Raw genomic sequence first — 22078 nt, forward strand, 5'->3', positions numbered from 1 at the left:
TCATGGCTTCACTCGATCCTATCTTGCAATAATTCGGGCTCGTGCCCAGGCAACTGCTCGGATTCACGCAAAGCAGGAGGCGGCGACCAGGCTTCGTGACGATTTAAACCAGGACACAATCGATCTGCCGCTTCCCCGTCCTCAAGCCAAACTACGCTTGAGAACAAACACAACTTACACCAACAAAACGAACATACAAGAACACGAAGAAAGACAAAAGACGGATGGACAATATGGGATCCAGGAATTGGAAAGTCTACGATATCCAGGGAGCAGGGACATTTGGTAAGGCAATCTGTGTTGGTGAGCCCTTGCGTTCCTTCGTGTCTTCGTGCCTTCGTGGTGAAATTTTTGATCCTGTGGATTGAGAGCCCGTGATGAGAAAGAAACTGACCGCGACGATCGTCGCACTGCTGACTGCAGCATTTGTGCCACAGGCACACGCGGCCGGCCCGGATCACGTCGACATCACCTGGATGTCGATCGCCAACATCCATTACCAGATGGGATCGTTCGGCGTGCTCACCGACGGCTATATCACCCGCATCCCGGAGAGCGAATTTCACGGCGGCGGCGGTGGATATGCGTATACCAACAAACCTTGGAAGCCGGACGTCGCCGCGGTATCCCGCGTGCTCGACGCGATCGGCGGTGCTGACAAGGTCAAATTGCTGCTCACCGGCCACAGCCACTGGGACCATTCCTTCGACACCGCGACCTGGTCGCGGCTGACCGGTGCGCCGATCATCGGCTCGCAGACCACCTGTTTCGAAGTGATGGCGGAGAACCTGCCCGCCGAGCGCTGCAGGCCGGTATACGGTCTGGAAAAAATAGCCATCACCGAGGGTGTGACGATGCGTGTGATGCGCTGGAACCACAGCGGGGATCCGGCGAAGAACTGGGAACAGCACGACCCGGTCGAGTTGGACGATATTCCGCGCCAGGATCCCACGACCGGCGGCCTGAAAGCCGGCGTGGCCGAGGACTTTCCGAACGGCGGCGGCAATCGCGGCTTTCTGTTCACCGTCGACGGACCGCAGGGCCGCTATAGCTGGTTTTATCAGAACTCGGCCAGCGCGGTGGACTTGCACGTGCCGATCGTGATCAAAGGCGTGGACTACGGTGCGCCCATCGACAATCTCAAGAAGGCGATGCGCGATGCTGGACTGGAATCGGTGGATTTATGGATCGGCACCGGTGGCCTGCCGGTCGCGCAACTGGTGGTGCCGGTCATCAAGCCCAAGGCCCATATCCCGATCCACTGGGATGGCCTGTGGCAGCCGTTCGAAACCGGCATGCCCTGGCCTTTTTCCGATGCGGCCGATGAAGACTACCTGGCTAAATCCGGCGTGAAGTTGCTCAAGCCCGGCCAATACATGGACAAATGGCAGTTGGACAACACCGGCATCCGCCCGGTGGGGAACAACGCGATCAAGAGCGCGCTCGGGTTCTCCGAGACCCAGTCTTTCCCGGGCAAGTAGGCCGCCGGGGACGACAAGGAGCTACTTCCTGAGGCTGTCGCGGATCTGACGCAGCAGCAACACGTCTTCGGGCGTCGCCGGCGGTTCAGCAGGAGCGGGCGGAGCCTCTTTCTTGAGCCTGTTCATTTGCTTGATCATCATGAAGATGATGAAGGCAAGAATGATGAAATAGATCAGGACGGTGATGAAATTGCCGTAGGCGAACACCGCGCCCGCTTTCTTCGCTTCGGCCAGCGGCAATCCCGCCGCCTGGCCATTCAGCCCGATGTAATAGTTGCTGAAATCCAGCCCCCCGTCACTTTGCCGATAAGCGGCATGACCAGGTCGTTCACGATGGAATCCACGATCTTGCCGAACGCGCCGCCAATGATGACGCCGACCGCAAGATCCATCACGTTGCCCTTCAACGCAAACTCTTTGAACTCGCTCACTACGCTCATGCTCACTCCTTTTTTTGAAACAGGCTGGGTCGCTGACCGGCAGCGGCCAGCGATGTTTCGCTCGATAGTCCTCGCCCCTCGCCTCCCGGCCCTGCGCACAGGAGGGACATTGGCATACTACCTTCTGCCGGAGTCGATCCGTAAGAGACGGGCTCCCGTGCTTATTTCCCGGGTCCCCGCTCGCCAAACGGGTGGTCATCCCCGTAGCTCATGTCAACCGAGCAGGCGATGCCGCGTTTCCACGCGGTATTTCGCCGGCTGGCCTCGCCCAGAATCCGCATCCGATGCCCGGAACAGCAGTGAACTCGGCGCCGCAAGCCGGGTCTGAAACCGGGTAAGCACACTCTTCTTCCATCGCGGGCAACCTGCCCGCTTTGTATTTCAGGAGGCCAACACAATGTTTTCCAGATTCACAGCAAGAAAATTGTTGATCGCCGCGGTCATTCCCGCAGTGTTCGGCGTGTACTACGCAGTCGCGCTGCCTGGCCATTCCACGGCCAACGCGGCCCCGCAAACCAGCACGCAGGCCAGCAAGTCCTCATCGCAACACCTGCCCGACTTCACCCGAATCGTCGAAGAGAACGGTCCGGCCGTGGTGAACGTCAGCATATCCCGCACGACGCCGGTCGCCGCCCGGGGCCAGATGCCCGGGATTCCCGGACTTTCCCCGGACGATCCCCTGCAGGAATTCTTCCGCCGTTTCGGCCAGCCCGGCCCGCAAGGACCCCAGGGCGAACCCGAGGTTCAGCGCGGTCTGGGCTCGGGTTTCATCATCAGTTCCGACGGCATCATCATCACCAATGCCCACGTCGTGGCTGAAGCCACCGAAATCACGGTCAAGCTGACCGACCGGCGTGAATTCGACGCCAAGGTGCTCGGCGTCGACAAACGCACGGACATTGCGGTGTTGAAGATCGACGCCAAGAATCTGCCCGCCGTGAAGATCGGCCATGCCAGCGACCTGAGGGTGGGTGAGTGGGTCGCGGCCATCGGTTCGCCGTTCGGCTTCGAGAACACCATTACCTCCGGTATCGTCAGTGCGAAAGCACGGGCGCTCCCGGATGAGAATTACGTGCCCTTCATCCAGACCGACGTGGCGGTCAACCCCGGCAACTCCGGCGGACCGTTGTTCAACATGGACGGCGAAGTGGTCGGCGTGAATTCGCAGATCTTCAGCCGCACAGGCGGTTTCATGGGCTTGTCGTTCGCGATTCCGATCGATGTGGCAATACAGGTCAAGGATGACCTGGTGCATAACGGCAAGGTCACCCGCGGACGCATCGGCGTGCAGATCCAGGATGTGAACCAGGCGCTTGCCAATTCATTCGGCCTGCCGAAGCCGCAAGGCGCGCTCATCAGTGGCGTGGAGCCGGGCAGCCCCGCCGAGAAGGCCGGGTTGAAGTCCGGCGACGTGGTGCTCGGCGTCAACGGCAAGGAGATCAACCAGCTCTCCGAACTGTCCGGCGCGATTGCCGCCACCAAGCCGGGTAACAACGCCCGCCTGCAGGTATGGCGTGAAGGCAGGAGCCGCGACGTCGACGTCAAAGTCGCCGAGCTGATGGAACAGAAAGTCGCCATGAACAATGGTGGCGATTCGCAGACATCAGCGAAGCTCGGACTGACGGTGCGCGAACTGGCGCCGGACGAGCGCGCGCAACTCAACACCCAAGGCGGACTGGTGGTACAGAACGTCTCCGGTGCAGCGGCCCGCGCCGGCATTCAACCGGGCGACGTGATCCTGGCGTTCAACGACACGCCGGTGAAATCGGTCGAACAACTGAAGAGCCTGGTCAAGAAATCCGACAAGACGATTGCGCTGCTGATCCAGCGGGATGCAAACCGGATGTACGTGCCGGTCCAGGTCGGCTGACCGGATTCGCTCTCGACAAAAAGGGCGGGCTGCTTAGGCAGCCCGCCCTTTTCTTTTGCGGGGCTCCGGAAACTACCGTCCCTTCAGTCCAGCAGGTCGGGCTGTTCCTTGACGATGCGCTGGTGATGCGCTGGCAAAGCGGCTGATATGCCGCCCAGCCGCCATACCGTGGGTCCAGTTGCTGGCGGGTGAGCATCGCATTTTCGTCGTCGATTGCATGAGGCTTGCCTGCGACCTTCACCAACAACGGCGCCTGGCAGGAACGCTCCAAGGTGATGAACCACCAGGCCGCCTATCACGCCAAACAGTCGGGGTGCAATACCCATGTCATGGTCCGATCCGGTCCTGGCGTATGATGATGCCTAAAAAACAGGCGGGGAAACGGCAGCCTTGGCCCAAGCGGCCCGGAGCCCCAAGGCTGGCGCGGCGGCTTGCGGCGGTCCGAGATTCATGGCTCAATTTGCCGCATAAAACCTAAAACCAAAATAAGATCGAATCACAGTTGTCGAGTTGTAGCAGATGTAGTAGTTGCCAACAAACAAAAGCAGCCGGCGGTCTAAGGGAGGCCGAGGTGCAAAGTAAAGAACATTCAAGGGATTACTCTGACCTCAGTCCAGAGTTGGTGGAACTCGTCCGGGCGCTGCAGGCTTCCCTCGCGGAAAAGCGCGTGCGCCAGCAGATTCAATCCGTGGACAGCGAGCAGCCATCGAAGCTCGAGTCCGCTTTCGCCGCGCAGCAGGCCAAGCGCGTCGGCCGGCTGGATGTATCCAGCCATCCGCAACTGCTTGCCGCATTGGTGGAATCCGCAGACGCTGGAATCATCAGCGAAACCTGGAACGGCGTGCTGCTGACCTGGAACAAGGGCGCGGAACGCATTTTTGGGTTTAGTGCAGCGGAAATGATCGGCAATAGCCGCGCCTGCCTGATTCCGGAGTTCCTCAAAAGCGAAGACGCCAAGATCATGAAGCAGTTGATCGACGGCAAGACTTCGCTGAGCTGCGAAACCGTCTGGCAGCATAAGGATGGCAAGTTTGTCGACGTAGCGGTGAGCTTCTCCCCGGTTGTCGAAAACGATAAGGTCGTGCGGTTGTCACTGATTGCCAACGACATTACCGAGCGCAAGCGCATGGAGCGCGCACTGATGGAAAGCGAGCGCAAACAGCGTCAGCGCGCCGCGGAACTCAGGATCGTACTCGATGCAGTGCCAGCGGCGGTCTGCATCGCCAACGATCCGGAATGCAAGTCGATCACCGGCAATCGCATGGCTTACGACCTGCTGCGCCTTCCCCAAGGCAGCAATTTGGCGGTCACGGAAATCGAAGGGGACAAGCCGGCGACCTTCCGCATGTTTCGCAACGGGCGCGCGCTGGAAGCGCACGAGCTGCCGGTGCAGATGGCTGCTTTCCGCGGCATCGAGGTACGCGATTTCGAGCAAGACGTCGTCTTCGACGATGGCAGCATCCGCCACCTGATCGGCAACGCAGCGCCATTACGCGACACTGGCGGCAAAGTCTATGGCGCCGTGGGCGCTTTTATCGATATCACGACGCGACGGAACATGGAAGAACAGATCCGTCGTATGGCGCACTTCGATTCGCTGACGAATCTGCCGAACCGTATTCTGCTGATGGACCGTCTGGAACAGGCACTGGCGATATCGCAGCGCAACCATTCCAAGACTTCAGTCATATTCATGGATCTCGACCACTTCAAGGAAATCAACGACAACCTTGGCCATCATGTCGGTGACATGCTGCTGCAGCAGGTGGCAGAGCGCATCCGCGGTGCGCTCCGGGAAGTGGATACCGTTTCCAGACTGGGGGGCGACGAATTCGTCATGGTGCTGCCGGAACTGCGTCACACCGAAGATGCCACGACCATTGCGCAAAAGCTGTTACGCGCATTGGATGAAGACTTTTTCATAGCCGGCGACAAACTTCGCATTTCGCCCAGTCTGGGCATCAGCATCTATCCGGATCACGCGGGCGATGCCAGCACTCTTATCCGCATTGCCGACAAGGCGATGTATCATGCCAAGCAAGCCGGCAGGAATACCTACCGCTTCTACGACGACGCGATGAAAGCCTGATTCCGCCAATCACGGGCCGCGCAAAGCAGCCGGCGGCCGGAATCAACCGCGACGCGACGATAAGAGGTTGCGGATGAGCGAGCATTGGTACCGCGATGTAGTGGAACTGTCCCAGGACGCCATTTACGTCTGGTGCGACGGCTGTTTTGTCTTTGCCAACCGCGCAACTGCGCGTCTGTTCGGCGTCCAGTCCCCGGAAGACCTGATCGGCCGGCGCGTATTCGATTTTTTCCACCCCGATTCGATCCCCATTGCGCAAGGCAGGCAGCAAAGACTGCTCGCCGACGGGGAACAGCTTGCACCCCAGGAATTGAAAATGATCCGTGCGGACGGCCGGGTAATAGACGTCGAAGCCGTCGCGACGCTGTTCGATTACCGTGGACGCGCGGCGGCACATGTCATTCTGCGCGACATCGCCGAGCGCATAGCGCTCCAGCGCGACCAACTGCGACGCCTGCAGGAAGAAGCCGACCATCAGCGCCTTCAGGCGGAGCGCGACTATTTTCAGCATCTGTTCGAAGCTATCCCCAATTTGGCGTGGACCGCACGTCCCGACGGTTACCTCGACTACGTCAATCAGCGCACGCTGGATTACCTTTCGCTGAAAGCCAGCGACATCGAGGGATGGAGCTGGCAGCAGTTCGTGCACCCCGACGACCTGCCCCATATCCTGAAGCGGTGGTCGCACAGCCTGACAACCGGCGAACGCTACGAGGTGGAAATGCGATTGCGTGCCGGCTCCATCGGAGAATATCGCTGGCACCTGTCGCGCGGCCTGCCCGTGCGCAATGATCAGGGTGAGATCCTGCGCTGGGTCGGCACGACCACCGACATCCATGACCAGAAACAAGCACGCGCGGTGCTGGAGCAGTCCCACGTGCGGCTGGCGGAGGCCGTGCGGCTTCACACGGAGGACCTGCTGAATGCGAATACGGCACTGCGCGAAGAAATCGAGGAGCGCAAGCACGTGGAGAAGGCCCTGCGTGCCTCACGCGAGAAGCTGCGCAAGCTGTCGGCGCACCTGCAGTCCGCGCGTGAATCCGAGCGTGCCGCTGTCGCCAGAGAAATTCACGACGAACTCGGCGCAACGCTGACGGCTGCAAAAATGGACTTGCACTGGATCACGAAAACCATTACGGACGGCCAGATGCCGCGCGCCGACAAGCTTTCCGGGGCGGTCGAGCTGGTCGATTCCGCGATTCAGACGGTAAAGCGCATCGCTACGGAACTGCGCCCCAGCATTCTCGATCATCTGGGTCTGTGGCCAGCGTTGCAATGGCAACTGCAGGAATTCGAGCTCAATTTCGGCATACCCTGCCAGATCGATCCGACGCCTGTGGGCATGCTTCTCGAAGAGGATGCGCAGACCGCCGTGTTTCGCATTTTCCAGGAAGCGCTGACGAATATTGCGCGCCATGCCCGCGCCACCAGGGTACATGTAGGCTTGCATCCTGATCGTAACGGCATACTGGTCAGGATCAGCGACAACGGCACCGGTCTGCCGCCCGGCAAGATCATGGAACCGGAGGCCTGTGGCATTCAGGGCATGCGCGAGCGCGCGAGGACTTTTGGCGGCGAAGTCAGGTTCGAGCAAACCGAAGGCGGCGGGACCAGCGTGCTTGTGAAGTTCCCCGCACGTTTCAAGGCTTCCAAGCGCGCGCGCCGCGATCGCGAGGCGGTGTAACATGACCAGAGCACTGATTGTCGACGACCACACCATCACGCGCGCGGGCCTGCGACGAATCCTCTCCGACACTGCCCAGTCGATCATCGTCGGCGAAGCTGCGAATGGCGCCGAGGCAATGGAACTGATCATGTCACAGCAGTGGGATATCGTGATGCTGGACATCAGCCTGCCGGACCGCAGCGGACTCGAAGTGCTCAAATCCATCAAGAATGCACGCCCCGCGCTGCCTGTGCTGGTACTCAGCATGTATCCGGTGGATCAGTACGCGCTGCGCGTACTGCGCGCGGGCGGGGCAGGCTATCTAACCAAGGAGAGCGCACCCGATCAGTTATTGGAGGCTGTGCGCAGGGTCACGGCGGGCATGCGTTATATCACTTCGGAAGTCGCGGAATGCATTGCGCAGGATTGGAACCGCAATCCGGTTCAGTCCGTGCACGAGACGCTTTCGGACCGTGAGTTCGAAGTCATGCGATTGATCGCATCCGGCAGATCGGTCGGCGACATCGCCAAAGATCTTTCCCTGAGCGTCAAGACAGTCAGCACGTACCGCGCCCGCGTTTTGCAAAAACTGCGCCTGCGGCACAACGCCGAACTGACCCACTACGCAGTCGTCAACAATCTGATTTATTGAGGGATCAGCCTTGCCGGGGCTGTCGGTTTTGTAGGACTAACACTGACTCAACTGTCAGACGCCTGCTGATTGTGTGCTGAAGTGGCTTGGCCAATGCTTCGCCTCAGATGGCACATGCATGGTCGATATGGGACGCGAACCTGTTACTTGCCCGAAATCCGGGTAATCGGCCGGCACCGCATTTCGACTGCGGCACCGAATTGAATCACGCAAGTCTCCTGTCTGCATGAATTCCCCGGTCAACCGAAACGTGCCGGTCATCAGTTTCTGCGCCGCCCTCGCCATTCTCGCCGGCATCTCGGCCGTCTCCTATCGCAGTCTGCAGGAATTTGTGGAAAGGGCAAGGTGGGTCGAGCAAACGCAGGACGTACTGCGTGAAGCCGACGCGGTGCTCTCCGATCTGAAGGACGTGGAAACCGGTGACCGCGGCTATCTGATCTCGGGCGAGGAATCTTTTCTCGTCCCGTACGTCGATGCGCTGGCCAGCATCCCGGCACGGCTGCGCCGGCTAAAGGAACTCACCGCCGACAACGGCGATCAGCAGAAACGAATTCTGGAACTCGAAAAATTGGTCGATCAACGCCTGCGACAGGCCGCCCTCTTCCTCAAGACAGCCGGCACTAAACATATGCTCGTGTCCGAACCGACAAGAAAACATATCGCCCAGGGCAAGCTGACCATGGACGAAATACGAGATGTCGTGAGCAACATGCGGACGCGTGAGGAAATGCTGCTGGTTGAACGCGCGCAAGACTCAAAGCGCAGTTCGAACATGGCAACCGCAATCATTGTCGCCGGTACTCTGACCAGCTTCACGATGCTGGTTGTCGCTTTCGTCTTTCTGCGTAAAGAGATAGAGCAGCGCGCCCGCGCTGAGCACGCCGCCCAGGCATCGGCCGCGGAGATCGAGAGTTTGTACAACGAGGCCCCATGCGGTTACCACTCCGTCGACGAGCACGGTACTTTCGTGCGCATCAACGATACCGAACTGGCCTGGCTCGGATACGATCGCGAAGAGGTCGTCGGAAAATTGAAATTCATCGACGTGGTCGCACCGGAGTGCGTGCAAACCGTACAGGAAAACTTTCCCAAACTCGTGAAAGGCGCCAAAACCACGAACCTCGAGTACACGATGGTCCGCAGGAACGGCAGCACATTCCCGGTTTCCGTCAATGCCGTTCCGCTGCTTGATGCAGACGGTAACTATGTAATGAGTCGCACGACGATGTTCGATATCACCGCAATGAAACAAGTGGAGCACCAGTACAGGCAAGCCAACGCCTTTCTCGATGCGGTAGTCGAGAACATTCCAAGCATGATCTTCGTCAAGGAAGCAAAGACGCTGCGGTTCGCCAGAATAAACAGAGCAGAGGAAGAACTGCTCGGCATGCCACGCGAGGCCTTGATCGGCAAGAGCGACCACGAGCTTTTTCCAAAAGACCAGGCGGACCTCTTCACTGCCAAGGATCGAGAAGTGCTCGCAGCACCCGGCGTAGTGGAAATTCCGGAAGAAAAACTGACTACGGCCAACGGCACGCTGATCCTGCGTACGCGAAAGATAGGCCTTCGCGACGCCTATGGCCGGCCGCAGTACCTGCTGGGAATATCGGACGACATTACGGAGGCAAAGCGAGCGGAAGAAGCCATCCGGGCGCTCAACGCCAGCCTGCAGGTTCGCGCCAATCAGCTCGAAGCGGCCAACAAGGATCTCGAAGGCTTTAGTTACTCCGTCTCCCACGACCTGAGGGCACCGCTGCGAGCGATCGACGGATTCACCAAGATCTTCGAGGAAGACTACGGCGGACAGATCGACGACGAAGGACGGCGTCTGCTGAGGGTCATTCGCGAAAACAGCCGGCGCATGGGACTGCTGATCGACGATTTACTGGCGTTCTCACGATTGGGCCGGCAGCCGCTATCCACGGAACAGACTGACATGAATTCACTGGCGCTCGAGGCGTTGGACCAGGTCCACGCTGGAGGTCTTGGCACCAACGCCTCCACTGTCATCCACGACCTTCCGGCAGCACGCGTCGATCGGTCTTTGCTCAAGCAGGTCTGGATCAACCTGCTGTCGAATGCCCTGAAGTACAGTTCGACGAGGGAGTCGCCGCAAATCGAAGTGGGATCCTTGACGACGGAGAACGCTCTCGACCATTTGATATTTTTCGTGAAAGACAATGGCGTCGGCTTCGACATGCGCTACTACGACAAACTCTTCGGCGTATTCCAACGCCTGCACAGAGTTGACGAGTTTTCCGGAACCGGGGTCGGACTCGCTATCGTTCATCGACTGATCACCCGCCATGGAGGCAGAGTCTGGGCCGAAGCCGAATTGAACAGGGGCGCCACTTTCTTTTTTTCCGTGCCGGTAGGAGGACAAGATGACCGGGTTTGAACGCGCCGAGATTCTGCTGGTCGAGGACAATCCAGCGGATGCCGAATTGACCGTGCGCGCACTCAGGAAGAAAATCCTTGCCAACTCAAGACGGGTTCCAAAACCAGGAGCGTGCCCGTGGTGATGCTGACCTCGAACAAACAGAAAGCTCATGCCTCGTGACCGATAACCTGCGCATCCTTCTGGTGGAGGACCTGACCTCCGACGCCGAGCTCGAATTGCGCGAACTGCGGCGCAGCGGCCTGACTGTCGAAGCGCGAATCGTCGAGACGGAAGCAGATTTTCGACGCGAGCTGCACAGTTTCGGACCGGACATCATCCTGTCCGATTTTTCCCTGCCGCGCTTCAGTGGCATGGCGGCATTGACCATCACGCGCGAACTGAGGCCGGACCTTCCCTTTATTTTTGTGTCCGGCACCATAGGCGAGGAAAATGCCGTGGCCGCGCTGCGCAACGGCGCTACCGACTACGTCCTCAAGACGAATCTCAAACGTTTTCCCTCTGCGGTCCGGCGTGCGATATCGGAAGCCAAAGAAAGGAAGGCAAGGAAGCAGGCCGAAGACAGAGCGAGGGCTCTGCAAACGCAGTTTTCGATGTTCATGAACCACCTTCCCGCAACGGCGTTCGCCAAGGACAGTGAGGGCAAGTTCGTATTCGTCAATCCGACTTTCGAGTCCTTAGCCGGCAGGCACGCCGATAAAATGCTGGGCAAGACGAGCGCGGATCTCTATCCGCCCGACTACGTCGAGGCGATCGCCGCCAACGATCGCAAAGTGATGGAGGAAAAGCAACCCTATCGCACGATCGAAAGGGTGACATTCGGCGGGCCGGATCGCTTCTTCCTGGTGTCAAAATTTCCCATTCTGGAGGACGACGGCCGGGTGGCGATGCTGGGCGGCATCGCTCTCGATATTACCGATCGCCTGCACATGGAGCAGGCGCTCAAGATCAGTGAAGAGCGCTTCCGAGGCATCGTCGAGACCACGGAGGAACGCGTCTGGGAGTGCGATGTGCAATTGCGGATGACTTATAACAATCCGGCGCTGACCCGGATCCTCGGCTACCAACCCGCCGAAATGCTCGGGAGAAGTTCGTTCGAGATCCTCGACGAAAAGGAAGGCGAAATACAGAAGCAGGCGATGGATTTGCGAACCGCGGAGCGATCGGGCTGGCGCGGGGTCGTGATCAAGGCACGCCACAAGAACGGCAGCATCAGATGGCTGGAGAGCAACGGCATGCCGTTGTTCAGCGAAGATGGGGCGTTGACCGGTTTCCGTGGTGCCGATCGTGATGTGACCCAGCGCGTGTTGCAGGAGCAGAAGCTGGCCCGGTTGTCGCGCATTCGCGATGTGCTGGGCAGTTTTTCTTCCGCGATCATCCGGTTGCAACAACGCGAAGAATTGCTGCAGGAATTCTGCAGGATTGCCGTGGAAGTCGGCGGAATGCACATGGCCTGGGCGGGACTGATCGATGAAAATGCGATGTCTCTTCGCCCAGTGGCCTCCCATGGAGCGGTCGAAGGATTTCTCGACATGCTCGACTTCTCGATCGTGCCGAAATCACCGGCGCGGGATACTCTGGCTGCGGTCGCGGTGCGCCAGGAAGCGCAACAAGTCGTCAACGACATCGAAAATTCCGCAACACCACAAATCTGGCGCGAGCATGCGTTACGGCGCGGATATCGTGCCGCGGCAGCATTGCCCTTTATGTCCGGGACACGGGTTGCGGCGGTAGGTGTTCTCTTCGCGGCGGAAGGAAATTTCTTCAACGAGGACCAGATCAAGCTGCTTGCAGACCTGTCCGCCGACGCCTCGATTGCGCTCGAACGCATGGAAAAGCAGGACCGCATCGACTACCTTTCCTACTATGACACCATTTCTGGTATAGCCAATCGCACACTGCTCCTGGAACGTCTGCAGCAGTTCTTGCACGAGGCAAAAAGAAATAACAGAAAACTCGCATTGATGATTCTGGATATCGAAAGATTCAGATTCATCAACGAATCCATGGGTCGCGGGGCCGGGGATAGCCTGCTCAAAGCGCTCGCCGACCGCCTTCGCGAGACCCACGAAAGCGAGCGGATAGGTCGGGTCGGCATGAACAGTTTCGCCATTGTATTGCCCAACGTGACTGACGAGATCCATGCTTCACGCCTGGTCGAGGAAAAGCGCAAGGCGCTGCTGCTGAGTCCGTTCACGATCGACGGGCGCGACTTGCGGGTGGCGGCCCGCTGCGGGGTTACTATTTTTCCGGATGACGGAAGCGATCCCGAAATGTTGATGCGAAACGCCGAGGCGGCGCTGACGCGGGCAAAGCAGGCAGGCGAAGCCGCCGTGTACTACACCCCCAAACTCAACGCCGACGTCGCCGAACGGCTTGCCCTGGAAAACAAGCTGCGTCAGGCGCTGGAGGAACACCGCTTCGTGCTGCACTACCAGCCCAAGGTCAGCCTGGCGAACGGCGAGATCGAGGGGTTCGAGGCGCTGCTCCGCTGGAACGACCCGGATAGCGGCCTGGTGCCACCGGCACGATTCATTCCCATACTGGAAGAAACCGGAATGATCCTGGAAGTCGGCAAATGGGCGTTGATGGAAGCGGCACGCGTATACCGAAAATGGAAAGGGGAAGGCGTCTCCGCCAAGCGCATTGCGGTCAATGTCTCTCCGATCCAGTTGCGGCAACGCGATTTCGTGGATTTCGTCCGTCAAATCTTCAATGACTATGGGCCCGAGACCGGTATCGACATCGAAATTACCGAAAGCATGGTGATGCAGGACATAGAGCGCAGCGCCGAGATCCTGCGCGCACTGCGCGATGCGGGCGCCAAAATCGCCATGGACGATTTCGGTACCGGCTATTCATCGTTGAGTTATCTGGCACGACTGCCGATCGACGCGCTGAAAATCGACCGCTCCTTCATCAGCACCATTACCGAGCGTCAGGATGACGTCGAAATCGCTTCGGCAATCATTTCCATGGCACAATCGCTCGGGCTGAGCACCGTCGCCGAGGGAGTTGAAACGCGCGCGCAACGCGACCTGCTGCGCACGCTCGGCTGTCACCAGATCCAGGGTTATCTGATCAGCCCGCCAGTGCCCGAGGAAGAAATTCTGAAGATGCTCCCCCGCAGCTAGCCACCGCGCAGAAAGTCGAAGTCGCAACCGCCGTCGGCTTGCAGGATGTGCTCGTTGTAGAGCCGTGCATAACCTCTTGGCGGCAGGGGCGGCTTCTTGAAATCCTCGCGACGCCTGTTCATTTCCTCTTCGCTGACCCACAAATCCAGTTTCCTGTCCTTCACGGACAAGCGGATACGATCGCCGCTTTTCACCAGCGCCAGTGGCCCGCCCGATGCTGCGTCCGGCGTAATATGCAGAATCACCGTGCCGAACGCGGTACCGCTCATGCGGGCATCGGAAATGCGCACCATGTCCTTCAGTCCTTTTTGCGCCAGCTTCTTCGGAATGGGCAGGTAGCCCGCCTCCGGCATGCCCGAAGGGCTGCGCGGTCCGGCGTTCTTCAGCACCAGAAAATCATCCTTGGTAACATCAAGATCCGGCAAGTCGATCCGCGCGGACAAATCCTCCAACGATTCGAACACCACCGCCCTGCCCTCTTTTTCGAACAGGCTATCATCGGCCGCGGCTCGTTTCAAAATTGCCCCTCCGGGCGCCAGGCTGCCGAACAGCGCGACCAAGCCGCCTACCGGCGTGATCGGCTCGGATCGAGAACGGATGACACCGCGGTCGACGAACGGCACACCGCGCGCCAACCGCGTACGCAGTGTTTCTCCGGTGACGGCCATGCAATCGAGATGCAACAAGTCCTTCAATTCGAGAAGCAAGGCACTCATGCCTCCAGCCGCGTGGAAATCCTGCATGTAGTAACTGCCCGTAGGCTTGAGATCGATCAGCACCGGGGTTTCGTCGGACAATCGATTGAGGTGCTCCAGCGAAATCTTGATGCCACGCCGCCCGGCGATCGCAGTGAGGTGAATGATGGCGTTGGTCGAACCGCCAATGGCGAGCAACACCCGCAGCGCGTTTTCGACCGATTTTGCGGTGATGATCTCGGACGGCCGCGGCCCCTTGGTCTTGATCATCTCCATTGCGCAGACTCCGGTTGCTTCCGCGGCGCGAATGCGATCGGCATGCACTGCGGGAATGGTTGCGGTGTCCGGAAGGCTCATGCCCAGCGCTTCGGCAACGCAGGCCATGGTGCTGGCAGTCCCCATGACGGCACATGTGCCGGCGGTGGTGGCGAGATTGCCTTCGATCTCGTCGATGCCCTCGTCGCTGACTTCACCGGCGCGATATTTCCCCCAGAAGCGCCGGCAATCGGTACAGGCACCAAGCCGTTCGCCGCGGAATGGCATCGCCATCATCGGACCGGTAACCAGCTGGATCGCCGGCACGTCGGCTGAAATTGCACCCATCAGCTGCGCGGGCACCGTCTTGTCGCAGCCGCCGATCAACACGACCGCATCCATGGGCTGCGCCCGTATCATCTCTTCGACGTCGATCGCCATGAGGTTGCGGAACATCAGGCTGGTGGGGCTCAGGAACACCTCCCCGAGCGAAATGGTCGGAAAGTCGACCGGCAGCCCACCGGACCTGAGCACCCCGCGTTTGACCGCCTCGACAAGCTCCGGTACGTAGCGATGGCAATTGTTGAAGCCGCTCGCCGACTGCGCGATACCGACGATCGGACGTCCCAGCATGTCCTTCGAGTAACCCATCGACCGGGCGAAGGAACGTCTCAGGTAGGCGGCAAACTCCGGATCGCCATAGTTGGTGAGGTTGCGGCGGATGCCGCGCTTGTCGTGGTTGTCGGCCATGATCTCGGAATGGGAGAATGAGCCGCTATGATAGGTTCACCTGCCATCCCGCGCCAACCGGAGTTTTCATGAAAAATTTGATCGCCACCATTTTGCTGGCCCTGCTGGGTTCGGCATATGCCCAATCGGCCATCGCTGAATTTCTGCGCAAGGCCGAGTCCGCTGCACCTGCGCCGGATTTCGAGGCCGGCAGCAGCCGGATGACGGTCATCGTGATATGCAGCGTGCGCGATACTTTGTACAATCGAGATCGGTGAGAGGGTTGAAAACGACTCCGGATTTCTAACCTCCTGTTGATTGTTTACCGTATTTCGCCTCTCCTTCGTGTTAATCGCGTTGGGCTCTTAGACGCGTTCGATGATGGTGGCGGTGGCCTGTCCGTGACCGATGCACATGACCTGGAGGCCGAGCGTGCCGCCAGTGGCTTCAAGGCCCGCGAGCATTTTCGCCATCAGGCCTGCGCCGGTTGCGCCCAATGGATGCCCATGGGCAATCGCGCCCCCCCAGGGATTGACTTTGGCCATGTCGGGATTCAATTCTTTGGCCCATGACAGTACGACGGTCGCAAACGCTTCGTTGATCTCGATCCAGTCCAGATCCCGGATCGTAATTCCGGCCTTCGCCAGTGCGAGCCGCGTGGCAGGAATGACGCCGGTCAATTGCATGGTCGGGTCGGATCCAATGGCGACCCGCGAGCGAAAGCGTGCCTTCGCCTTCAAGCCATCAGCTCGTGCCGCATGGGCGCTGGCGACCAGTACCGCAGATGCACCGTCGGAAATCTGGCTTGAATTCGCGGCCGTTACCACGCCTTTTCCCTCCGGTCGAAAAGCCGGTTTCAACGATGCCATTTTGGCTTCGTCGATTTGCACCCGAACGCCCTCGTCGCGATCGAGCACGAAGGGCTGGCCATCCGGCGATACACCAGTCACCGGAAGCAGTTCCCGGTTCAGCCCGGCTTTTTGTGCAAGGACAGCGCGACGATGGCTTTCCTTGGCAAACTCGTCGACAACCTGCCGCGACAATCCCCACTTGTCCGCGACACGCTCGGCGCTCTCTCCCTGATGGATCAATTCGTGGCGCTTGAACAGTTCGGGATCGAGCTTTTCGAACCCGTTGACCGGACCGCCCAGTCCGATATCCAGAAACATCGGCACGCGGCTCATGCTCTCGACGCCGCAGCCGATGACGTAGTTCATGTCACCGGCGGCAATCGCCTGTGCCGCGAAATGCACGGCTTGCTGGCTGGAGCCGCACATGCGATTCAACGATACCCCCGGCACTTCTACCGGAAGCGTTGACAACAACACGGCAAGTCGCGCCGGGTTCGCCCCCTGTTCTCCGGCAAGTGTCACGGTGCCATCGATCACGTCTTCGATCTTCCGGGAATCGACCCCCGCTCGCGCGAGCAGGCCGTCGAGCACATGCGCCAGCAAAGCGTCCGGTCTCTGCTCCCGCAAAGCGCCCCCCCGCCGTCCGAATGGCGTGCGCACTGCGTCAAGAATCACCGCTTCGTTCATAACAATCTCCAAACCGTGCCCTTATCGAATGTCGCGGCTGAAACGAATCGTCCCTTTCTCGATTCCCTCGAGCACGACCGGGAGACCGCCTGCCGCGATCATCCATTCCAGACGATGGTCGCGATACTGGCGCTTGATCTGGCCCTTGCTGAGCATGTCGGCAAGATCGGGCAATTTCGCCACGACGTCCTCCACTTGCTTCCTGACTTTGTCCACGCTCGGCCGCTGGTTCACGCGCACCAACCATTCGGCGAGTCGTGATTCTTTCGGCGGCAGGTAGCCGTACATCGCCGAGCGATTGACGAACGGCACGATGCAAACATCGCCCCAGCCAAACTGTTCGCCATTGAACCAGGGCCGCGAACCCAGTTGCCGATCGAGCCAAGCCTGGTAACCCTCGATGTTCTTTTTACCATAGGCCACGATCTTTTCGGCCAGTGCTCCGTCCGCGCGCTTAAAGCGTGTGACTTCCATGGTGCCCCAATTGTTCGGTTCGTATTGGGTATCCATCACGTCCTCGATCATTCGCACCCTCGCCCGCTCCGCCGACGATTTCGGCAGCAGCGGCGGATTTGACCACTTGTCCTCGAGGTACTCCAGAATTACCGTGGAATCGAACACTCTGAAGTCGCCATCTATCAGAACCGGGATCTCGGCACGCGGGTTGGCGTCTACGAAGGCACCACCCGCGGTGCCGGACATCAACCCTTCGGCGGGCAGCGATTCGAATGCGATGCCTTTTTCGAGCAAGGCAATCTTGACCTTCTGCACATACCCCGATAACGGATTTTCGTAGAGCTTCAGCATCTCCTCTCCCCTTCTTTTGTCTTTGTAAGTTTTCGGTTACTGGTGATACATCTGGTTCTCTCCCGGCCCGGAGTCCTCGGTCCCTGCCTTCACGTTGTGAGCACGACCTTGCCGCTAACCCGTTTGTTGAGAACCTCGTTGAGCGCTTCCGCCGCCCGTTCCAGAGGATAGGCCGCATGAATATGCGGCTTGATTTTTCCTGCGGCGTACATCGCCATGAGTTCCCAGTTGTTCTCGCGATTGCGCTCCGGTTCGTTTTTTGTGAACGCGCCCCAGAACACACCGACGATCGAGCAACCCTTCAGCAAGGTTAGATTCAGCGCAACCTTGGGAATGTCGCCAGCGGCAAATCCCACGACCAGGAAGCGGCCTTTCCACGCCATGTCGCGCAGCGCCGGTTCCGAATAAGGCCCGCCGACCGGATCGTAGACGACATCCATGCCTTTGCCCGCGGTGATGGCCTTCACTCTTGCGCGCAGATCTTCCGAGCCGTAGTTGATCACGTCATCGGCGCCATTGTCCCGGCATATCTTCAACTTGGCGTCGCTGGATGCGGCCGCAATGACGCGTGCGCCCATTGCCTTGCCGAGCTGAATCGCTGCGAGCCCTACGCCCCCCGCGGCGCCCAGCACCAGCAGGGATTCACCGGCCTTGATATCCGCCCTGTCCTTTAGCGCGTGATACGAAGTCCCATAAGTCAGCACGAACGCGGACGCAGGTATGAAATCCATGCTCGCCGGCATCGGAATGGTGCGATCCGCATCGACTACCATCTCTTCCGCGAACCCACCCCAGGTGTTGAATGCGATCACGCGATCGCCCGGTTTTACGCGCGTGACGCCTTCACCGATCTCCTTGACCACACCGGCCACCTCTCCGCCAGGGGAGAAGGGCATTTCAGGTTTGAACTGATATTTGCCCTGGATGATCAGCGTGTCCGGGAAATTCACGCCGCATGCTTTCACGCTCACCACAACCTGCCCATACGCGGGTTTTGGCGAAGGGATGTCCTCGATGACGAGTTTGCCCGGCAGACCGTATTCTTTGCAAAGAACTGCTTTCATTTGGAACTACACCTCTCTTAACACGAAGGGTCACGAAGGAATCACGAAAGGTACGAAGGAGAACCTACACTACAACCCTCTTTATACCCTGACGCATGTGAAGTACGTTGAAATTTAGCAGTGTCTCAGCCTTCCTTCGTGTTTCTTCGTGCTTTCCTTCGTGTTCCTTCGTGTTAGCGCGTATCAGTTTCTTAGGATTTTTTCGACCTGTTGCCAGCCGGCCTCGGCCATCGGTCTGGCGCGCTTGCCCTGCTCCAGCGCATGCGCGCTCGCCGCGGTGCCGTCGTTCACCCGGCCCATGATCCCCTGCAGAATTCCCGCCAGGCGGAACATGTTGTACGCCATGTAAAAATCCCAGTTGGCTATGTGATCGCGCCCGGTCCGGCGGCAGTAAGCGGCGACGTATTCCTGCTCCGTGGGAATGCCGAGTGCCTTGAAGTCCACGCCCATCATGCCGCGGAACTGCCCTGGCGTCAGGTGCCAGGTCATGCAGTGATAGGAAAAATCGGCGAGCGGATGTCCGAGGGTGGACAGTTCCCAGTCGAGCACCGCCAGGATTTTCGGCTCGGTCGGATGGAACATGACGTTGTCCATGCGGTAGTCGCCATGGACGATCGTTGTCTCGTCGCCTCGTGGAATATTCTTCGGCAGCCACTCGATCAGATTCTCCATCGCTTCGATACGCTCGGTTTCGGAGGCCCGATATTGTTTGATCCAGCGATTGATCTGGCGTTCGATATAGTTGCCGGGCTTGCCGTAATCGCCGAGCCCGATGCTCGCGTAGTCCACGGAATGGAGCATGGCGATCACGCGATTGAGTTCGTCGAAGCAGGCGCCGCGCTGCTTTTTGTCCATGCCCGGCAGCGACGGATCCCATAAAACCCGTCCCCCGACGTAGTCCATCACATAAAACGCCGTGCCGATGATTGCGTCGTCTTCACACAGGCAGTAGGTTTTCGCAACCGGAAATCCGCCGGCGTGTAACGCAGTAATGACGCGATACTCGCGGTCTACCGCGTGCGCTGACGGAAGCAGCTTGCCGGGCGGCTTGCGTCGCAACACATAGCGCCGCTCGCCTGCTCTGAGCATAAAGGTCGGATTGGACTGCCCTCCCTTGAATTGCTCCACGTCGAGCTTGCCCGAAAAGCCCTCCACGGTTTCGCGCAGATAGCGCTCGAGACTCGTTAGGTCGAAGCGATGCCGCTCCGGTACCGGCATCGTGCCGATGAAGTCGTCCTGCATGTTTCTTTATCTCCCCCTCAGGCTGCGGCGAGAATACCACCCTTCGCGAGAGGGCGTGGCAATGCGCGGAGACTCCTGATTCCACATGCTAGAATCGGGTGAAGGTCATCTATTCAGAGATTCCCCCATGAAAGTTTTCAAGGATCGCGTCGCGGTCGTCACCGGAGGGGCAAGCGGACTCGGTCGCGCCATGGCACTGCGCTTTGCGCGCGAGGGCATGAAGATCGTGCTCGCCGATGTCGAGAAGGACGCGTTGAGCAGGACCGAGAAGGAATTCAAGGGATCGGGCTATCCGGTTCTGGCGGTACGCACGGACGTGTCCAAGGGAAGTGAAGTCGAAGCTCTCGCCGATAAGACGTTCAAGACTTTCGGCGGCGTACACGTGCTCTGCAACAATGCCGGCGTCGCACCCGGCGGCACCATCTGGGAACAAAGCGAGAAAGACTGGGAATGGACGCTGGGCGTCAACGTCTGGGGGGTGATCCACGGCATCCGGGTATTCGTGCCGCGCATGATCGAACAGAACGTCGAGGGTCACGTGGTGAACACGGCGTCGGTTGCGGGACTGCTTTCTCCTCCGGGAATGGGAATGTACTGCGTATCGAAGCATTCGGTCGTTACACTGACCGAATGTCTGCATCACGATTTGATCGAGTTTGGCGCGAAACTCAAGGCCTCGGTGCTCTGTCCCGCATTCGTACCCACCGGCATTTCCGATTCGGAACGAAACCGGCCCGACGCATTGCGTGATGAAAAAGAAAAATCACAAGCCGATCTGCAGCGCGAGGAACAGCTTCGGCATGCAGTGAAATCGGGGCGCATCTCCGCCGAGCAGGTCGCCGATCTCGTATTCCAGTCAATCGAGACCGACAAGTTCTACATTCTTCCCCACCAGAAAATCAAGCCGGCGATCGAAATGCGCATGCAAGACATCCTGCTCGAGCGCAATCCGACCAATACCCTCAACAAACGCTAAGGCGACGTACCCCAAGGCATCAGAACCGCAATCAGCGCCATTGCGATCAGCGCCAGCGAATTTGGAGAACCTCACGCAATCTTTTCGGTTCATGCTCGTGGCTGCCCTGCTGGCCACCGCAGTCGACGCAAACGCGGGCTGCGGGTCGGCATTCTGTTCACTGAATACCAACTGGAGCGCCCAAGGCGCATGGACTGAATCAGGCGGGCGCTTCGACCTGCGCTATGAATTCATCGATCAGGATCAGCCGCGCGCCGGCACTGAAAATGTGAGTGTCGGCAAGATTCCCAGGGATCACGACGAAGTCCGTACCATCAACCGCAACATCATCGCTGGATTTGACTACACCTTCGATCCGAACTGGGGAATCGGCGTGCAACTGCCGGTTGTGAACCGCAGCCACTCGCACATCCACAATGACGCCGGCGGACAGATGCCCGAGGCCTGGAGCTTTACCGAGATAGGCGACGCGCGCGTGGTCGGCCGCTACCGTTTCACTCCGGCGGAAGCCCATGCCGGCGCATTCGGCCTGCAGTTCGGCGTAAAGCTGCCGACCGGGAAGATCGATGTGGCAAACGACGACGGCGAAGTGGCCGAACGCTCGCTGCAGCCAGGCAGCGGCACCACCGACGCGATCCTTGGCGCCTTCTTCAGCGGCCCTCTCGGCAACCGCGCAACCTGGTTTGCCGACGTCAACTGGCAGGCACCGCTCAATGAGCGCGACGAATACAAACCGGGCAGCCGGGTAGGCCTCGATATCGGTGCGAGTTACCCATGGACCGGGCGCGTTGCCCTGCAACTGCAGTTGAACACACACTGGAAAGACCGGGACTCCGGAGCCAATGCCGAACCGGACGACACCGGCGGCACATTCGTGCATCTCTCGCCCGGGGTGAGCGTGGCACTCGGCGACAAAACCCAGTTATATGGATTCGTGCAGGTGCCGCTCTATCAGAGGGTGAATGGCGTGCAACTCGTAGCCGACTGGTCGGTCGCGGCGGGTTTAAGCCATCGCTTCTAGCGATTAGCGCGCGGTTGCTCT

Annotated in this window: 15 protein-coding genes and 2 pseudogenes; 11 read left to right on the forward strand and 6 right to left on the reverse strand. The window is 59.2% G+C overall.

Annotation, left to right across the window (positions count from 1 at the left end):
• The first annotated feature begins 377 nt into the window (after window positions 1–377).
• Window positions 378–1481: a hypothetical protein gene (locus HY067_01170; GenBank protein ID MBI3526561.1), complete on the forward strand. Its 1104-nt coding sequence runs from the start codon at window positions 378–380 to the stop codon at window positions 1479–1481.
• A gap of 21 nt (window positions 1482–1502) precedes the next feature.
• On the opposite strand, the pseudogene mscL reads toward HY067_01170, so the two are convergent.
• Window positions 1503–1921, reverse strand: a pseudogene (gene mscL, locus HY067_01175) (large conductance mechanosensitive channel protein MscL).
• A 397-nt stretch (window positions 1922–2318) separates the two neighbouring features.
• Between mscL and HY067_01180 the strand changes: the two are divergent.
• From HY067_01180 to HY067_01210, 7 genes and pseudogenes are all read left to right on the forward strand, one after another.
• Complete coding sequence (locus HY067_01180; GenBank protein ID MBI3526562.1) at window positions 2319–3791, forward strand: DegQ family serine endoprotease; 1473 nt, start codon at window positions 2319–2321, stop codon at window positions 3789–3791.
• Between the two features lie 622 nt (window positions 3792–4413).
• A complete protein-coding gene (locus HY067_01185) occupies window positions 4414–5880 on the forward strand; it encodes a diguanylate cyclase (GenBank protein MBI3526563.1) in 1467 nt (488 codons plus the stop codon).
• A 73-nt stretch (window positions 5881–5953) separates the two neighbouring features.
• Window positions 5954–7564 carry a PAS domain S-box protein gene (locus HY067_01190; GenBank protein MBI3526564.1) on the forward strand — a complete coding sequence of 537 codons (1611 nt, stop codon included), beginning with the start codon at window positions 5954–5956 and terminating at the stop codon, window positions 7562–7564.
• A gap of 1 nt (window position 7565) precedes the next feature.
• Window positions 7566–8198 (forward strand): response regulator transcription factor, encoded by a 633-nt coding sequence (locus HY067_01195; GenBank protein MBI3526565.1) that lies wholly within the window; start codon window positions 7566–7568, stop codon window positions 8196–8198.
• Window positions 8199–8448: 250 nt separating this feature from the next.
• Complete coding sequence (locus HY067_01200) at window positions 8449–10596, forward strand: CHASE3 domain-containing protein (GenBank protein ID MBI3526566.1); 2148 nt, start codon at window positions 8449–8451, stop codon at window positions 10594–10596.
• Window positions 10583–10681, forward strand: a pseudogene (locus tag HY067_01205) (response regulator). Before HY067_01200 ends, HY067_01205 begins: the two are co-directional and overlap by 14 nt.
• Before the next feature lie 73 nt (window positions 10682–10754).
• Window positions 10755–13730, forward strand: a complete 2976-nt coding sequence (locus HY067_01210) for an EAL domain-containing protein (protein MBI3526567.1) — start codon at window positions 10755–10757, stop codon at window positions 13728–13730.
• Here the strand turns inward: HY067_01210 and HY067_01215 are convergent.
• Window positions 13727–15430 (reverse strand): dihydroxy-acid dehydratase, encoded by a 1704-nt coding sequence (locus HY067_01215; GenBank protein ID MBI3526568.1) that lies wholly within the window; start codon window positions 15428–15430, stop codon window positions 13727–13729. The genes HY067_01210 and HY067_01215 overlap by 4 nt on opposite strands.
• A gap of 68 nt (window positions 15431–15498) precedes the next feature.
• On the opposite strand from HY067_01215, the gene HY067_01220 reads away from it, so the two are divergent.
• Entirely contained in the window at window positions 15499–15687 is a 189-nt protein-coding gene (locus tag HY067_01220; GenBank protein MBI3526569.1) for a hypothetical protein, read from the forward strand.
• 87 nt (window positions 15688–15774) lie between these two features.
• Here the strand turns inward: HY067_01220 and HY067_01225 are convergent, their stop codons facing one another.
• The 4 genes from HY067_01225 to HY067_01240 form a co-directional block, all read right to left on the reverse strand.
• The gene (locus HY067_01225; protein MBI3526570.1) at window positions 15775–16947 is read right to left on the reverse strand and encodes a thiolase family protein; all 1173 of its coding nucleotides are present in this window, start codon (window positions 16945–16947) and stop codon (window positions 15775–15777) included.
• A 21-nt stretch (window positions 16948–16968) separates the two neighbouring features.
• Entirely contained in the window at window positions 16969–17754 is a 786-nt protein-coding gene (locus HY067_01230) for a glutathione S-transferase family protein (protein MBI3526571.1), read from the reverse strand.
• 89 nt (window positions 17755–17843) lie between these two features.
• Complete coding sequence (locus HY067_01235) at window positions 17844–18818, reverse strand: NADPH:quinone oxidoreductase family protein (GenBank protein MBI3526572.1); 975 nt, start codon at window positions 18816–18818, stop codon at window positions 17844–17846.
• Between the two features lie 183 nt (window positions 18819–19001).
• The gene (locus HY067_01240; protein ID MBI3526573.1) at window positions 19002–20060 is read right to left on the reverse strand and encodes a phosphotransferase; all 1059 of its coding nucleotides are present in this window, start codon (window positions 20058–20060) and stop codon (window positions 19002–19004) included.
• Window positions 20061–20187: 127 nt separating this feature from the next.
• Here HY067_01240 and HY067_01245 point away from each other — a divergent pair, with 127 nt between their 5' ends.
• Window positions 20188–21036 carry an SDR family oxidoreductase gene (locus HY067_01245; protein ID MBI3526574.1) on the forward strand — a complete coding sequence of 283 codons (849 nt, stop codon included), beginning with the start codon at window positions 20188–20190 and terminating at the stop codon, window positions 21034–21036.
• Window positions 21037–21133: 97 nt separating this feature from the next.
• Window positions 21134–22057, forward strand: coding sequence for a hypothetical protein (locus tag HY067_01250; GenBank protein MBI3526575.1), 924 nt, complete (start codon window positions 21134–21136; stop codon window positions 22055–22057).
• The last annotated feature ends 21 nt before the right edge of the window (window positions 22058–22078 follow it).

Source organism: Betaproteobacteria bacterium (assembly GCA_016194905.1).
Classification (GTDB): Bacteria; Pseudomonadota; Gammaproteobacteria; order Burkholderiales; family JACQAP01; genus JACQAP01.

Coding starts and splice junctions, on each gene's coding strand:
- HY067_01225 (MBI3526570.1), bottom strand. CDS start 16,947: ATGAACGAAGCGGTGATTCTTGACGCAGTGCGCACGCCATTCGGACGG.
- HY067_01195 (MBI3526565.1), top strand. CDS start 7,566: ATGACCAGAGCACTGATTGTCGACGACCACACCATCACGCGCGCGGGC.
- HY067_01190 (MBI3526564.1), top strand. CDS start 5,954: ATGAGCGAGCATTGGTACCGCGATGTAGTGGAACTGTCCCAGGACGCC.
- HY067_01220 (MBI3526569.1), top strand. CDS start 15,499: ATGAAAAATTTGATCGCCACCATTTTGCTGGCCCTGCTGGGTTCGGCA.
- HY067_01240 (MBI3526573.1), bottom strand. CDS start 20,060: ATGCAGGACGACTTCATCGGCACGATGCCGGTACCGGAGCGGCATCGC.
- HY067_01235 (MBI3526572.1), bottom strand. CDS start 18,818: ATGAAAGCAGTTCTTTGCAAAGAATACGGTCTGCCGGGCAAACTCGTC.
- HY067_01215 (MBI3526568.1), bottom strand. CDS start 15,430: ATGGCCGACAACCACGACAAGCGCGGCATCCGCCGCAACCTCACCAAC.
- HY067_01180 (MBI3526562.1), top strand. CDS start 2,319: ATGTTTTCCAGATTCACAGCAAGAAAATTGTTGATCGCCGCGGTCATT.
- HY067_01245 (MBI3526574.1), top strand. CDS start 20,188: ATGAAAGTTTTCAAGGATCGCGTCGCGGTCGTCACCGGAGGGGCAAGC.
- HY067_01170 (MBI3526561.1), top strand. CDS start 378: ATGAGAAAGAAACTGACCGCGACGATCGTCGCACTGCTGACTGCAGCA.
- HY067_01230 (MBI3526571.1), bottom strand. CDS start 17,754: ATGCTGAAGCTCTACGAAAATCCGTTATCGGGGTATGTGCAGAAGGTC.